This window comes from Bacteroidales bacterium (genome assembly GCA_041671145.1).
Lineage (GTDB): Bacteria > Bacteroidota > Bacteroidia > Bacteroidales > JAHJDW01 > JAQUPB01.
This window is the reverse complement of sequence record JBAZBZ010000002.1, coordinates 37,002-53,348: the sequence shown is the minus strand read 5'-3', so window position 1 is coordinate 53,348 and position 16,347 is coordinate 37,002. Positions and strand designations below refer to the sequence as shown.

Sequence of the window (16,347 nt, the reverse complement as noted above, 5' to 3'; positions counted from 1 at the left end):
GATTAAAACTTATTTTTACAAGATGGATTCAACAAAAATTAAATTGTTTACGGATTTTAATATTGCAAAGAATAATATTGAGAATTTATCATTTATTTTAACATCTATTCTTTTTAATGACAATAAAAATAATCCATGTTCTCAATCAAATTTCGGTTTTGAACTGGTGCATGAACCAGATAATGCCGACTTTTTTATTTTGCCAATAAACTGGGAATGGCTTAAAGCATTGAATTTACTCGAAAAGTCGAAATTCCTTATAAATCTTGCAAACGAAAAGAATAAAAAGATAATTGTATTTTATTATGATGATGATGATAAAGATATAGGTTTAGAAAATTCGATTGTTTTCAGAACTTCATTAAATAAATCAAAACAGAGAACCGCAAATTCGATAAATTTTGCAATGCCTTCGTGGAGAGAAGATATAAAAGTAATAAATTTTAAAGATAATTATTTTTTAAGCAAAAAAGAAGAAAAACCTAAAATAGGTTTCAGAGGTTGTTCGCAGCCTATTGATGCACTGGAGATATTTAAAAAGAAATTAAAAAATAATATTAACAGGGTTTCTTATAAGATTTCAAAAAAATGTTTGTTGCATGAAAAGTGGTATTACGATGGTTATAAATTCAGAGCTGATGCATTAAAAATTTTGAAAAATAATGATAAAATAAATTCAGATATAACAATAACCAGTATGTTTGGCGATAAAAAGCTTACCATGTCGCAGAATAAAAAAATGTTTATCGATAATATAATAAATAATAATTATGTGCTATGCACAAGAGGAGGAGGAAATTATTCCTATCGTTTTTATGAAACTATTATTTGCGGAAGAATTCCTGTTTTTATTAATACCGATTGTGTGTTGCCTTATGATTTTTGCATCGACTGGAAAAAATATGTAGTTTGGGTTGAAGAAAACGAAATAAATAAAATCGACAAGATACTTTTGGATTTTCATAACAGCATTTCCGATGAGGAATTTTTAAATCTTCAATTGAATATAAGAAAACTTTATGAAGAATATATTTCACCGAGCGGCTTTATTAATAATATACACAATCATTTTGAATATTTGGAGTTGAGATAAACCAAACAACCTGAAATCAGAAATTTTGATAATATTTTAAAAATAAATATGCTGAAATATCCATGCAAACAAAAAAAATGCACAAACCGTAAATGATTAAATGAGCAACGCAACTTTTAACAAAGTAAGGCATGGATATTCACGAGCAGGTTGTGCGGTTGGCTTTTGCGGGAGTGAGTAACTAAAAAAGTTTATTAACTAAAATAGAAAATTAAAAGCAGAAATTTTAATTGCTTACAAAATTTAAAAGCATGAAAAAAAATATCAAATTAATTGTTCCGTCCTTAGTTTTTATTTTAATACTATTTGCTTTTTATAAACTTGATGAAAAAGATTTATTTAATAATTTGAAATTTGCAAATCAGGGATTCAGGATAAATGCACTAATTAAAACAGATGAAGCATTTAATAAAACCAATACATATTTGTTATATTACCTTGAAAATTCAAATGATAAAGGAGAACGTGTAGAAGAGTATAATCCTGTTGAGCTTTTTGGCGATGATATGGGTATTTATTTTTTTGTAGTAGCAGTAAAAAATAGTTTAAATATTTCAACTATCCCTAATGCTTATTTATTATTATTTTCTCTATTTATTATTTCCGGATTTTTTGTCGCTACAATAGGATTTTCTTTGTTGTTCGATGATAAATTGAGCAAAATATACTCTTATTCATTGTATTGCTTGTTATCTTTGTTTTGCTTCTTTGTTATGAATGTTTATATTCTGTCTTTTTTTATTATTTCATTTATTCCTTTAATAATATATTTTTTAAAAAAAGCTGATAGCAGTAAAAGCAAGTTGTTTTTATTGATATTGTTTTTTATAGGAGTTTTTATTGGAATTTCAAATAAATTCAGAAGCAATTCAGGAACAGGTTTATTGTTGTTTTTTATTTTATATGTTTTGTTTTATAATAAAAATAACTTTAGCATTAAGTATAAAATTATTTGTTTGCTATTTATTACAATGCCTATATATATTCCTTCAATATATTTTAATCATTTAATTAATAAAAGAAACAATTGGCTTATTGAACATAAGTATGAAAATAAAATTAATTTAGTAAATAACAAACATGTTTTATGGCATAGTTTATATTTAGGTATGGGTTTTGGTAATAATAAATATGGTATAACATGCCATGATACCACGGGTTTTAATGTCGCAAAGAAAATAAATAAGAAATTAGAAATTGATTTTTACAAATATCCTAAAGAATATGAAGACATCATGAAAAATGTGTGTTTGAAAATAATAATAAATGATAAAATATTTTTTTTGAAAACATTATTTCAAAAATTCATATATGTTTTGATGTTTATTTTCATTTCGTTTAATTTAGGAATCTACTATTTCTTTAAAACAAAATCTTCATTTAAAACAATTTTAATTTTTCTGATTACTTTTGGTTTTTATATTATTCCCGGAGTATTGGTATATCCTTTTCCGATGTATTATATTGGTGGGATAAGTATTGTTGTAATTGCAAATATATTATTGTTTGAAAAATATATTAAAAGTATAAGAATAATTTGATTTTATATGATTTTTGAATAGGAAATATATCTTAATAATTAATTAAGAAAATAGATACAACTCATGAGATATAAAAAAGAAACATTAATTGCTTTAACAATATTCATAGTAGCTTTTGCTATGAGAATAATTTCAATAAATAGTACACCAAAGAACTGGGATGAATATATTATTACGTACACTTCTTCAAATAACCAGATACTTTATTCTTCTTCCACTTTTGATAACAAGTCGTTTATTGAAAATAATATTACAAAGGTTATAAATAATAACTTCTTTTTCGAATCGGGAAATTGCTTGTTGTATAATATTGTTCTGTATTACTGGTCATGTGCATTCGGAAGCAGCGATTTTGCAACAAGATTGCTTTCTGTAATTTGCGGTGCATTAGTTGTTTTATTTACTTTTTTGCTTGCAAGGAAATTATTCAATATAAATGTAGCATACATCAGTTCTGCGATTGCTATTATACATCCTTCGCTAATTCAATTCAGTGCGTTATCTCGTACTTATGAGTTTGCGACTTTGCTTTCGCTTATTTCGTCATTTTATTTTGTTAAAATAGTTTATGAAAAAGATAAAACAATAAATTATTTTTTATATATAATTTCAACTATTGCATTACTGTTTGCGCATTATTCTGCTTTCTATATAATTATAGTTCATGCACTATTTGCAATTTTATTTTTAAGAGACAAAGTTAAATGGAAAAATCTATTGATATGCGCTGCAATTGTAATAGTGGTTTTTCTTGCATGGTATTTTGCGTATGGATATAAAGGGTTTCAGCAGATAGCATACAGAAGTGAAATGAGGCTGAAAGATGCAAAAGAAATGAATAAATGGACTAAAGTAATAAGCATTAAAATTATGATTTTATATACATATCAGTTATTTACATACCTCATTGGCGACAGTTTGCATTGGGATATGCTTGGATGGGGCTATAAAATGAGGTATCTGATTTTAGTTCTTTTCATACCCATAGTTTTCATTTTATTCTCATTTAAAAATATAAAAAAAAATGAAATGAGTAAGTTGTTTCTGATTTTTACTACTGGTTTTTCATGTTTTTTGTTGGCTGACTTGATAGCAATTAAAACAGGACACACTGCTTCTTTTGCAAAACAATATTCGCAATTTTCTATCCCTTTTATAATAATTTTTTTATCAATAGGAATTTATGAAATGTTTTTCATGAAAAATATTTTTAGGTATATCCTTTTTATTTTGCTTGTAGTGTATTTTGGCATAATGATAATTTATGATTTTAATAATTATTTTGTATCAAAGAATAAATTTTTCAGTGTGATTGCAAAGAATATTGATAATGCTTATGAAAAAAATGATACTGTTTGTTATTATTATGATACTGATGCCCAACAAACAAATTTTCATCTTAAATCAAATAAAACAATAATCCAAAAAGTTGACACTTCAATAAATATAAATAAAGTAATGCTTTTTAACAGAAAAAATAATAGAAAAATTGAAATTTTTGATTTTACAAATGCAATAATTGACAGACCTTTGAATAAAATGCTTAAGAAAAAAAGTAATTGAAATTTAACTTACGGAGTGCCTCAATGTCACTCCGTAAGTCAAAATATAAAACTAAATAAACATGGAGTACAAAACAAACAATCAAAATATTATCTATTTAAAGTGGGATAATAAAGAACATGTGAAAGCAGTGAGTAATCTGCACATTAAACTATTACCCGAAAGCATTCTTTCAAAACTCGGCTATTTATTTCTTTCAAAGTTTTATTATTCTAAACTTACAAAGAACAATTTAATTGAAGTTTATCTGTATAAACAAAATGAGGAATATGTTGGATTCGGTTCATGTACAAATAAACCTTTTACATTTATGAAAGAAGGAATGAGGAAATATTTTATTCTGGTTTTTGTATTGTTAGGGATTATTATGGTATCAAAACCCAATAGAATAATATTATTTTTGAAATTTTTATTAAAAATGAAAAAAGATACATTATTGGGGAAATTACAACAAAATGAGTATTGTTATAAAATGGGTGAGTATTTGTCATGTGGAGTATTGGAGAATTTCCGAAAAAGCATCGACCCGATTGAAAAAATAAGTATTCCAAATGTAATATTGAAAACTGTTATAGCTCATTTTAAAATAAACAATATACAAAACATATTGGGACGAATTTTAAAAACTAATGACAGGGCAATAAAGTTTTATCAAAAACACTCAGTGATTTTTATTCAATCTGATAACCCAAATGAAGTTGCAATTATCATACAAACGAAAAGCATTTGATACTAAAAATTAATAATAGAATAGATGAATAATCATAACGAACGAAAACTAATTATCACTGTTGATGTGGATTCACCGGTAAAACTCATGAATTTCTATAAGATTAATAATGTGGTTTTCGATCAGAATAAGCTTGAATTGTTTTACAAAACAGCTTGGAATAGAGCATTGGACTTTTTTAACCAGCGAAATATAAAAGTTACTTTCTTTGTGGTTGGAGACGAGCTTGAAAGCAGTGAAGCTATTAAAAATATTATTTTGCAAGCGCACAAGTATGGTCATGAAATAGAAAACCACACCTATTCTCATCCTTTTGGGTTGGCAAATTTGCCTGAAGAAAAAATAAAGGAAGAAATTAAAATGTGTAATCAAATAATAGCGAAAATAACCGGTATTACTCCAATAGGTTTTCGCTCTCCCGGCTGTAGTGTCAATTCAAAGGTAATTAATATTGCTGTAGATTTGGGGCTTAAATATGATTCTTCGGGATTTTGGTCAATTGTGGTGCCTATTATTAGAATCTTGCATGGAGCGCTTTTTAAAAACGGACTCAATAATGCAGATTTCGGAACTGTTACTAATAAACTTGAACAATATCCATACACACCAAGTGCAAATAATTGGTTGGTTCCAGATGCGAAATCCCATAAATTTTTGGAATTGCCATTTTCAAGGACTAATGTACTGGGACTTCCGTTTTATAATAGTTTTAATTTATGGGCTCCTTCCATATATTCAAACTATATTTCAAAAAAAATAAATAAGCCGTATATGATGTATTTGTTCCATATAATTGAATTTATGGATTTGAGTGATGGTATTCCTAATGAACTTGCGGTTCACCCAAATATCAAAATTTCCGTTAAAAATAAAATACAAAAATCGGAAAGAATAATATCTAATTTAATGGAACGATATGAGTTGATTAATACCCGTAGCTTTGTGAATTCTTTTTTTAACGGGAATGTACATTAAAACAGATTAAATGCTGCGAAAAATAAATTATAAGAAACTAAAATTAAAATATATGAAATATCCATGCAAACAAAATAGGTTGCAGAAACCGTAAATGATTAAAAATTCAGTGCTGTTTTCAACGAAGAAAGGCATGGGTATTCGCGATCAGCATGTGTTTAGGTTGTGGGGAGGGAGCAACTAAAAAAGTTAAATAAACAAAACATCAAATTAACAGCAGTAATTTCAATCACTTACAAAATTTAAACAGATGAAATTTAACAGAGAAATATTAATTGTTTTATCAATATTCATAATGGCTTTTGCTGTGAGAATAATTTCAATAAACTATAACTCCAAGACATGGGATGAGTTTATGATTACATACACTTCTTCAAATTGTCAGGTGCCTTTTAATACTTTTTCGGCTTTTGATAATAAGTCATATAATAATAATAATATCAAAAGTGTTATTAGTAGTAATATGAGATGCGAATCGGGAAATTGTTTGTTATATAATATTATTCTATATTACTGGTCATCTGTTTTTGGAAGCAGCGATTTTGCTACAAGGTTATTTTCTGTAATTTGCGGTGCATTAGTTGTTTTATTTACTTTTTTACTTGCAAAGAAATTATTCAATATAAATGTTGCATACATTAGCTCTGCGATTGCTATTATTCATCCTTCGCTAATTCAGTTCGGTGTGCTAACTCGTTCATACGAATTTGCAATTTTACTTTCACTTATTTCATCATTTTATTTTGTTAAAATATTTTATGAAAAAGATAAAAAAATAAATTATTTTTTGTACGCAATTTCATCTATTGCGCTGCTGTTTGCACATTATTCGGCATTCTACATAATTCTAGTTCATGCATTATTTGCAATTTTATTTTTAAGAGATAAAGTTAAGTGGAAAAATCTTTTTATATGTGGTGTGATTGTGCTCGTTGTGTTCTTGTTATGGTATTTTATTTATGGATACCAGGGATTTCAATTGATGACTCAAAGAAATGAAATGTGGCTCAAAGAAGCAAGGGAATTTGATTTGTGGGAAAAAGTTATAAGTATAAAAATAATGATTTTATATACATATCAATTATACACATATTTGATTGGCGACTATTTACATTGGGATATGCTTGGCTGGGGCTATAAAATGAGATACCTTGCTCTAATACTTTTAATCCCGATGGCTTTTATTTTGCTTTCTTTTAAAAATAAAAAGACATTTGAATTAAAAAAAATATCATTAATTCTAACTCTTGGGTTTTCATGTTTTTTATTGGCTAATATTTTAGCTGTTAAATCAGGGCACACTCTTTCTTATTCATTTCAATATTCGCAATTTTCTGTTCCTTTTATAATAATTTCTTTATCAATTGGAATTTACGAGATATTCTTTGTGAGAAATATTCTTAAGTACTTCCTTTTTGTTTTGTTCACAGTGTATATCGGTGTAATGATAATTTATGATTTCAATACTTATTTTGTAACAAGGAATAAATTCTTCAATGTAATTGCAAAGAAAATAGATAATGTCTACGAAAAAAATGATACTGTTTTTTATTATTATTTTACCGATGCGCAACAGACAAATTTTCATCTTAAATCAAATAAAACAATAATTCAAAAAGTTGACACTTCAATAAACATAAATAAAGTTATATTACGCAACAGGAATAATAACAGAGAAATTGAAATATTTGATTTTACAGGAGGAAAAATTAACAGACCTTTGATTAGACCGTTAAAGAAAAAGAAGGTAGCAAAATTATAGAAAACGTAAAGAATAAATAAAACCAAATAATAAAAAAAATAAAATATTATCATTAGCATGAATAGAATTGAATTGATAAATTATTTAATAAAAAGATATAATTATAAAAAATATCTTGAAATAGGATGCAATAAAAATGAATGTTTTGATAATATAATTTGCGAAAATAAAATTGGTGTTGACCCATATAATGGCGGAAATGTCAGGATGAATTCAAATAAATATTTTTTATTGAACAAATTAAATGTTTTTAATAAACAAAATTTCGATATCGTTTTTATTGATGGGCTGCATTATTCTGTTCAGACATACAAGGACATTAAAAATTCTTTAAAAATTCTGAATAAAGCAGGAACAATTATTGTACATGACTGCCATCCCATAAATGAAAAAGAAGCATTATTTCCTGACCAGGGAACTAAAAATTGGAACGGTGATGTTTGGAAAGCTTTGGTTTATTATAGGCAAAATCCCGATATTGATATTGTAACTGCCAATTTTGACTGGGGTTGCGGCATTATTAAAATAAGACAAAATACTGATATAATTAATTTAAATAAAAAATATACCGAACTTACTTGGAATGACTATATTGAAAACAATGAAAGATGGCTTAGATTAAAAAGTTTTGAGGAAATTGAAAATTGGTTATAAAAAAAATGGAAGAACCCGAAATTACTTTTTTCATGGTGGTAACTAATAAGTGTTTATTAATTACCGATTATACAATAAAAAGTTATGAGAAATTAAAAAATATTAATTTCAGGTTATTGCTCTATTCAAATTGGATTGATGAAGAGTTGAAAAAAGTTCATTTTCAAAAATGGAGAAAATATAAGTTTGTTGACATTATTGAAAATACGCATCAAACTGATGATAAAAAACCTAATCGTAAAACTTCAAAATATCATTTGATGGGACCCTTTGACAGAAATGATGTTGTTTGGGATAATGAGCTTTCAAAAATAAATACACCTTATGTTGCAACTGTTGATTCTGATTTTGAAATACTGAATCCGAAATTTATATACAGAATGCTTGATAAATTGAAAAGTGATATCAATTTAATTGCAATATCAACTGATTATAATCCATTGAATGAAAATTATTACGATACATACTCCGAAAGCTATATGACATTAAGTGAGAGATGGAGTCCATGGTTTTGTATTTATAAAAAAGGTGCTTTTAAATGCAGAGTTTCTCATTTATATCATAAGGAAATTATAAATGGTAAAACAATATCGTGGGATAGTTCGGGCTATTTTCAGAAATCATTGAAAGAAGATTTTGGATACAAACTCGAAACTCTTGAATGGAAATACCAGCCATGTTTTATTCATTATGAAAATTTTAACAAGAATACTCAACTTACAAAAAAAACTATTGGCTTATATAGATTTGTGAAAATTCTCGGAAAAAGGGAGCTTTTTGGTCACGGAGCGCAAATATTTATTTTTCTTTCAAAACTTCTTCATAAAATATTCTTCAGAAAAATTAACAGAACAAAATTTATTACGTGGGAAAAATAATCAGAAAATATTTTTCAATTCATTAAGATTATCATCTTTATATTTTTTTATAAATTCAAAAGCATTTTTTGAGGTTTTGTTGTATGATTCAATGTTTTCGAGCAATTCAACAACTCTATCAGCAAATTTTTCGGGTTTGTCTTCAACAAAAAAGGCAGTATTAATTCCTTCTTCCAGTCCTTCTGCACCTATTGATGTTGTTACTAAAGGTTTATTATGAAACAGTGCTTCAACTGTTTTGATTTTTAAACCTGTTCCTAAAATCACAGGATTAACAACAACATCACAGCTATCATAAATATCATTTAGCTTATCAATATTTCCGAGCTTTCTAATATTTTTGTTGTCATCAATTAAATTGCAAATACTACCTGCAACTAAAAGTTCAACTTCAGGATTTTTTTTAATGATTATAGGGAAAATATTTTCGAGGAAATAATTATAAGAAGCAAGATTTGTATTATTTCCGGAAGCAATATAAAGTAATTTATTTGTTGTTTTTTCTTTTGGTTTGAATTCGGAAATATCAAGTATTCTTCCTACTGATATAACTTTTTTATTTTTTAATTTTTCCGAAAAATAAACCTTTTCGCTTTTTTGAACGGCAATTATAACATCAGCACGTTTTAATCCTTTTATTTCTGCATTTGGTGAAAATGAAAACCACGTATTAGGTAATCTTTTTTTGTGAAATATTAAATGTCTGTTTGCAAACAAATCATGCGTTTCCAATATTTTTAATACATTTTTGCCAAATATTGTTAATGCCTTTGAATAAAAAACATAATTAACAATAACTGCTTTGAAATTTTCTTTTGATTGCAAATCTTGCAGAAACTCATTAATCCCGTCATCAAAAAAATCATCAATTTTATTTGTATAAAATTTATTTGACTTGATTTCGAATAAGAATTTCTGTTTTATTTTTTGAAAAATATTTTTTGGAGCAATTGGTGCAAAAGGAAATTTATTTTTAGATTCGAAAGTAAAAAACCTCTCCCTAAATATTTTTCCCATTTCATCAATGTACAGTTGTTTTGTATCAAAACCCGGACTATTTGCGATATATAAAAAATGAACATCCATGCCGATACTCTTCAAGTTATTGCAAACATTATTAACTCCAAAGCTGCTTCCACCATTAATGGGATGTGTGTGAACCGGTGATATTACCAGAACTTTTTTCATTTCCTTTGTAAATTTCTTTTTAATTCAAGAATTTCAGAATAATGCTTTTTTAATCTGAAATTTATTTTTAAAAGCGATTTTAATTCTTCGAAATATTCTACTGCCTCAAAATGTTCGATACTTAACTTGTTTTTAAATAAAAAGAAATTAAAGTATTTCTGAAAATCTTTTAGCATAAATAAAAACCTGTCAAACCATAAAGGTAGCTTCAGATATTCCGAGGGATGAGTGTCATAATAGAGATAATATTTGTAAATATTTAAGAGAGGGTATGTTTTTCCATTTCCTTTATAAAATTTTTTTAAATATGTTGCGGTTAATCTTTCATTCGGAGTAAAATGTTTTAATTTAAGGTTTTCATCATACCATATTTTATATCCTGCAATTTGCATTGCAATACAAATTTCAACATCTTCACCTGAAGAAAAACTTTTTCCTTTTCTGCCAGTTGTAAAGCATCTGAATCCTTTTGCTTTTATATAGTTCCAGCATTTTTTATTTACAATGAAGCCGGCACCGTAAACATATCCTTTTATTTTTGTTATATCGCCTGAAAATGTATTTTGTTTTCCTATAGCATAAGCGTTCTTGAATTTGCTGAACCATTCGGGAAAATCAATTTCGGCAATTGGTTCACTATACCCACCCAAAACAGCAATTTCGCTGTTTTTGCTCATGATATCGAACGCAGTTTTAATATAATTTTCGTCAAGATAATTGTCATCATCAACAAAGCAAACAAAATTATATTTTGCAGCTTCAAATGCTTTTTCTCTCGCAAAAATTAGTCCCTGTCTAAATTCATAAACAACTGAAAAGGGAATATTACCGCCGGAATCTTTATATGACTTTAAAGCCGCTTCTTTCGTATTGTCAGAAGAATTATTGTTTATAATAATAATTTCCCATTTGAAATTTAAATCAACCTTTTGATTGAATAAATGTTTCAAAGTATGAGGTAAACGCTTTTCGCTGTTGTAACAACAAACTGCAACTGATATTCCTTCGTTAATCATAATTCTTGTAAAAATATTAAATATTATTAAATATCATTAAATATTTTATTAGTTTAATTGTTTTAAATTTGCATTTATAATCATGAGTTGTTAATAGTAATTTTAACAATCATGGCTTTGAACTACAAACATAGAGCAACGAGATAGAATTGAAATTAACAATACATAACAAATATTTTTTTTCTAATATTGCATTATAGAAATAATTTCAGATGAAACTTGTTTATTTAATATTAGCACATAAAGAACCCGAACAATTATTTCGTTTGCTCTCACGTCTTTCTTCGGATGATACGATTTTTGTGATACACTTTTGTAAAAAATCTTCCAATAAAATATTTAGAGAAATAAAAAATAAATATTGCAATCACAAAAATGTATTTTTCTGTAAAAGGGGAAATGGGGCTTGGGGCGAGGTAGGAATTGTTAAAGCGGTATTTCATTCCATAGTGCTATTAAATGAAAAAAATATAAATTATGATTATTTTAATGTTATAAGTGCTCAGGATTATCCTTTGAAATCAAATGAAAACATTAAGAAATATTTTAAGGATAACTATGGAAAACAGTTTTTGAAATACTGGAAAATGTTACCTGCTGAAAATGGCGAATATGCCGAAGAGCAAATATGGAAAGAGTTTGGTGTAAGAAGAATTGAAAAGCGACGAATGAAAATTTTCGGCAAATATTTTTATATTCCCGATAATCATTATATGCCACACAATTTTTTTGTGAATCTGAAAATTTTTATTTTCGAGATCCCAAAAAAAATCGGAGAAAAGACATTAAAAACAGATTTGATGAATTTTATTTTAAGTGCTATTTTTCCAAAGCATCGTAATTTTCCTGAAGGCATTGAACCTTATGGTGGCAGTCAATGGTGGAGCGTAACAAAAGATTGTGCTGAATATATTCTGGAATTTTATAAAAAAAATAAATTTCTTATAAGATTTTATAAACGTACGTTGCTTTCTGATGAAATGTTTGCAGCAACCTGCCTCATGAATTCGAGATATAAAAGTGAAATTGTAAATGACAATTTAAGATATATTGTTTTTAATGAAAATAGTTCACATCCAAAAACATTTACAATAAATGATTTTGAGGAATTAATGAATTCAAAAAAACTTTTCGCAAGAAAATTTGAAACAAATATTGATAATGAAATATTGAAATTAATTGATAAAACATCTTGATTTTATGAAAATTATAAAAAAAATATTTTTATTTTTTGATGTTATTTTATGGAATGTTCCAACAAAATATTATGAGAAATATAAATTTAATAAAAAGCTTAAAAATGCAAAAAATAAAATTAATGAATTTATCAAAAACAACAAGATTCCGAAGCTTCAAATAGGTACTGGAGGAAAATCCCATTTTATTGATGGATGGCTGAATACCTGTATTTGTGATTCTGGGAAAACAATTTATCTTGATGCTACCAAATCATTCCCGATTGAAAATAATAAGTTCGACTATATTTTCTCTGAACATTTTATTGAACATATTACGTTTGAACAAGCTGTATTTCATTTAAATGAATGTTTCAGGATTCTAAAACATGGAGGTAAAATAAGAATTGTTACCCCTAATCTTGAAGCATTAACAATTCTTCACAATAACAATAATATTACTGAAATTCAAAAAAAATATTTAGAAAATACTTATGAAATGTGGTTGAAATCTAATGATTTTCCTAAACAGAGTGAACTTTTTGATGTTTTTACTATTAATAATTTTTTTTATAGCTGGGGTCATAAATTTATTTATGATTTAAAAACTTTGAAATACGTAATAAATAAATGCGGTTTTAGGAAAATTAAACAATGTAAAATTGGTTCCAGCGAAGACGATAATTTAAATGGCATAGAAACTCATCATCTTGATACTTCAATAGAAATGAATAATTATGAAAGTATTGTTGTAGAAGCTATAAAATGATATTTAAATTTTTGTCCAATTTTCGGATATTAAATTAATTGTATTCCAGTTATTATAAAACCATTTATCAGTAGCTATAATAGTTTTATAAGGATTATTATTCAGCCATGCCGCCCACCAGCTGAACGAACTGTTTGCTGTTATCTGATGTTTGCATAAGCTCATTAATATAAGGTCTTCATGAGGTTTATGGGATTCGATAAAAATTAAATCTTTTATTTTTTTAAATTCATTCTTGCACCATTCGATATCATCTGAAAACATAAAATAAACGGGAGCGGATGTTTTTTTTGAAATTATTTCAAATGCTTTTTTATAATATCCTTCAGAGTGAATGTTTCGGTAATTATTTTGTCCGAATTTTGAATTCACATAGTCGCCGCGGCGAACGTGAACTGCAACAGAATTGAGGGTTTCGGTTTTATTTAAAATATGTTCGAAATTTTTGTTGAAGTCATTTGCGTATTTTAATGTAAATTCTTTTTGTATGATATTTTTAATTTGAAAGAAATATTTTTCGCTTTGCCAAAAACCGTCAAGGTAAATGTTGTTATTGTATTTTTTCAATACTTCAGCATCGTATTCAAAAAATCGTTGCTTTATTATAGTGTTGTTTTGTGAAAAAGCAAAAAACCTTTTATTAATAATTTTTTTAATTTCCTTTTCTGAAGCAATACTTTCTGAAATATTAAAATTATGCAGTTCGTATTTTCTGTTTAGAGAATCTTTTTCAAATGAAGAAATATCAAGCTTTAATTCCATATTGTTCAATATTGCAATATGTTTTCCTATCGCATATTGGAACATTTGATTGCCTATTCCGCCTTGAAGTTTAACTATTATCATTTATTAAATAATATTATTTTTTCTTTGATGTTTTCAGGCATGGTAATAACAATTATATATAAATATAGTGAAAACATTACCCATAAAGACAACTCTCGCAAAGTAAACAATAAGACATTAAATGAAAATATTCTATTCCATTTAAATAATAAAAAATAATCTACAGCAAAGTAGTAATAATTAAAACTAACTAAAATTGATGTTAAAATAATTAAACATATAAATTTTAATTTTTTTTCGTGTTTTATCCAATAAAATATCTGTGGCAATGTAAATATCAGAAAAATTAATCTGTAATCAAAATTATATCCAAGAAAAAAACTACCGATATAAACAGAAGTTCCTATTCTGAATTCATTAATATAAGGGCTTTTAAAAGCTGATGAGTTTTTATTCTTTATAGAAAAATAAAAAACGCTCAGAAAAATTAAAATAACTACAAATAATGAAATGCCATGAAAATATTTTAATAAATATAAATATTCAGCTTTGTTGTGAATTGCCAATGAATTTGAAATGAACAGTTTTATATAATCAACATAAATAAACATTCCGTATGAATGCCATATTGAATTGTAGTATTTGTTTTTCATATTTAACATAAAGGAAATATCACTAAAAAATAAATATGAATAAATGCCAAATGCTAAAAATGAAATCATTAATATTTTAACAAAAGATTTTTTTTTGTCAGCGAAAACTACTAATGTGAAAATTGTATAATATTTGAGAAAAACAGATAATATAATATTAAAGACAGACAAGAATATTTTATTTTTTTTGAAAAATAAAAAAGATAAGAATAACAATAAAAAAATAATCAAATCAGCATTAGCCCTTTCGATTGCTAATATGAAAGGAAAAGAAGTAATAGTAATAAAGTAAAATAAGGATTCCACAAATCCTATTTTTTCTATTATTTTAAAAATTGCAATAAAAAACAAAGTAATAAAAATAATACTTATAATATTTGTATGAGATTCCTTAATTCCTAAATAAGATAGTAGAAACCAAATTTTAGGGTATCCAAAACCTAATGACATACTATTAAAATCAGTAAAAATTGAATAATGCCTGTTACGAAAAATCTCACATGCTTTTGCAATACTCCTGAAATCGGCAAAGCCAGGTCTCTCTGGACTTATATTTAACCATCCTTCCCATGTTCTGGCATAATCGTTCCATGCAATAATATTATAAATTACAACCGCAAAATAAGCAAGTATTCCGATAGCAAGTAGCCATCTGTAATCAGAATATCTGAAAATATTTCGATAATTAATTTTCATAACTTTCAGATGAATTACCTTTATTAAATGTAGGAAGGTGAAATTTTAATTCTTTGTTGCCCAATATTGTCAATGATTTTTCTTCTGTGTATTGAAATAATAGATTTTCCATTTAATTTGGTGGTTTTGCTATTGTCTCAAATATTTATGTCCACCATAGTTACGTTTGTCGATAATTATTATTTTCGTGAAGTTACGTGTTGTCATACCCTCTGCCGCACAATAAAAATAATCAAGAATTTTAGCATTCTTACCTATTAAATATCTATTCCAATGTGACTCATCGTGCCATGCTGCAATAATATTTTTTTCTAAATCCTTATCTGTATTTTGTTTTATGGTTTTAATTAATTCAATAAAATTTTCTGTTTTTCCTCCAATAAATCCTGACATGAAATAATATTCGCCTTCATTATCATTAATATAAGCAGTAGATAAGGGATTTTTTTCATAAAGAAAATCTTTTCTTTCTGTACCATATGAATGTGGATGCTTAACAGCAAGCAGACCTTCTTTTTTCGGCAGAATTTCTTCATCAATATAATTAATGAAAACTAAATTTGCATTACAAAAAAAGAGGTAATCAAATTCTTCAAATAAATTTAAACAATTAATAAATATATGATATCTTTTTAATGCCATGTTCGGCCAACCAAGATGCTCCTGAAAAATCTTGTGAATCCTTTTGTTTCCGGGGAAATGTAATTTGGAATCGGTAAAGATGAAATAATGTTTTTCGCAGTTTCTTAAAAAATATTTTTCACAGGTATAATAGAACTTTTTAAAAAATAAATCATATTTTCCTGTACATAGATATAGTATTCCTACTTTTGTTTTTTTCTTTCTATTAAATAAATTACTTGGCATT

Annotated in this window: 16 protein-coding genes; 10 read left to right on the top strand and 6 right to left on the bottom strand. The window is 26.4% G+C overall.

What is annotated here, in order from left to right; translation table 11 throughout:
* Positions 1-22: 22 nt before the first annotated feature.
* The 8 genes from WC223_00940 to WC223_00905 all read left to right on the top strand — a co-directional run bounded on the left by WC223_00940 (position 23) and on the right by WC223_00905 (position 9,196).
* A complete protein-coding gene (locus tag WC223_00940; protein ID MFA6922795.1) occupies positions 23-1,093 on the top strand; it encodes an exostosin family protein in 1,071 nt (356 codons plus the stop codon).
* Positions 1,094-1,344: 251 nt separating this feature from the next.
* The gene (locus tag WC223_00935) at positions 1,345-2,634 is read left to right on the top strand and encodes a hypothetical protein (protein ID MFA6922794.1); all 1,290 of its coding nucleotides are present in this window, start codon (positions 1,345-1,347) and stop codon (positions 2,632-2,634) included.
* A gap of 63 nt (positions 2,635-2,697) precedes the next feature.
* On the top strand, positions 2,698-4,197 hold the full coding sequence (locus WC223_00930; protein ID MFA6922793.1) for a glycosyltransferase family 39 protein: 1,500 nt from the start codon (positions 2,698-2,700) through the stop codon (positions 4,195-4,197).
* A 61-nt stretch (positions 4,198-4,258) separates the two neighbouring features.
* Positions 4,259-4,927: a hypothetical protein gene (locus tag WC223_00925; protein MFA6922792.1), complete on the top strand. Its 669-nt coding sequence runs from the start codon at positions 4,259-4,261 to the stop codon at positions 4,925-4,927.
* Positions 4,928-4,951: 24 nt separating this feature from the next.
* On the top strand, positions 4,952-5,902 hold the full coding sequence (locus tag WC223_00920) for a polysaccharide deacetylase family protein (GenBank protein MFA6922791.1): 951 nt from the start codon (positions 4,952-4,954) through the stop codon (positions 5,900-5,902).
* A 250-nt stretch (positions 5,903-6,152) separates the two neighbouring features.
* Positions 6,153-7,664 carry a glycosyltransferase family 39 protein gene (locus WC223_00915; protein MFA6922790.1) on the top strand — a complete coding sequence of 504 codons (1,512 nt, stop codon included), beginning with the start codon at positions 6,153-6,155 and terminating at the stop codon, positions 7,662-7,664.
* 57 nt (positions 7,665-7,721) lie between these two features.
* Entirely contained in the window at positions 7,722-8,318 is a 597-nt protein-coding gene (locus tag WC223_00910; GenBank protein MFA6922789.1) for a class I SAM-dependent methyltransferase, read from the top strand.
* Between the two features lie 5 nt (positions 8,319-8,323).
* Positions 8,324-9,196, top strand: coding sequence for a hypothetical protein (locus WC223_00905; GenBank protein MFA6922788.1), 873 nt, complete (start codon positions 8,324-8,326; stop codon positions 9,194-9,196).
* Here WC223_00905 and WC223_00900 read toward each other — a convergent pair whose 3' ends face one another.
* Both WC223_00900 and WC223_00895 read right to left on the bottom strand, forming a co-directional pair.
* Complete coding sequence (locus WC223_00900) at positions 9,197-10,384, bottom strand: glycosyltransferase (GenBank protein ID MFA6922787.1); 1,188 nt, start codon at positions 10,382-10,384, stop codon at positions 9,197-9,199.
* Positions 10,381-11,400 carry a glycosyltransferase gene (locus WC223_00895; protein ID MFA6922786.1) on the bottom strand — a complete coding sequence of 340 codons (1,020 nt, stop codon included), beginning with the start codon at positions 11,398-11,400 and terminating at the stop codon, positions 10,381-10,383. The genes WC223_00900 and WC223_00895 overlap by 4 nt, the downstream gene beginning before the upstream one ends.
* 212 nt (positions 11,401-11,612) lie before the next feature.
* On the opposite strand from WC223_00895, the gene WC223_00890 reads away from it, so the two are divergent.
* Complete coding sequence (locus WC223_00890) at positions 11,613-12,596, top strand: beta-1,6-N-acetylglucosaminyltransferase (protein MFA6922785.1); 984 nt, start codon at positions 11,613-11,615, stop codon at positions 12,594-12,596.
* 4 nt (positions 12,597-12,600) lie between these two features.
* On the top strand, positions 12,601-13,344 hold the full coding sequence (locus WC223_00885) for a methyltransferase domain-containing protein (protein ID MFA6922784.1): 744 nt from the start codon (positions 12,601-12,603) through the stop codon (positions 13,342-13,344).
* Between the two features lie 3 nt (positions 13,345-13,347).
* On the opposite strand, the gene WC223_00880 is transcribed toward WC223_00885, so the two are convergent.
* From WC223_00880 to WC223_00865, 4 genes are read right to left on the bottom strand one after another with little or no spacing between them, the layout of a single operon-like run.
* Positions 13,348-14,190, bottom strand: a complete 843-nt coding sequence (locus WC223_00880) for an alpha-1,2-fucosyltransferase (GenBank protein MFA6922783.1) — start codon at positions 14,188-14,190, stop codon at positions 13,348-13,350.
* The gene (locus WC223_00875; GenBank protein ID MFA6922782.1) at positions 14,187-15,479 is read right to left on the bottom strand and encodes a hypothetical protein; all 1,293 of its coding nucleotides are present in this window, start codon (positions 15,477-15,479) and stop codon (positions 14,187-14,189) included. Before WC223_00875 ends, WC223_00880 begins: the two co-directional genes overlap by 4 nt.
* Positions 15,469-15,591 (bottom strand): hypothetical protein, encoded by a 123-nt coding sequence (locus WC223_00870; GenBank protein MFA6922781.1) that lies wholly within the window; start codon positions 15,589-15,591, stop codon positions 15,469-15,471. Before WC223_00870 ends, WC223_00875 begins: the two co-directional genes overlap by 11 nt.
* Before the next feature lie 17 nt (positions 15,592-15,608).
* Positions 15,609-16,346, bottom strand: coding sequence for a family 6 glucosyltransferase (locus WC223_00865; GenBank protein ID MFA6922780.1), 738 nt, complete (start codon positions 16,344-16,346; stop codon positions 15,609-15,611).
* Position 16,347 lies beyond the last annotated feature (1 nt).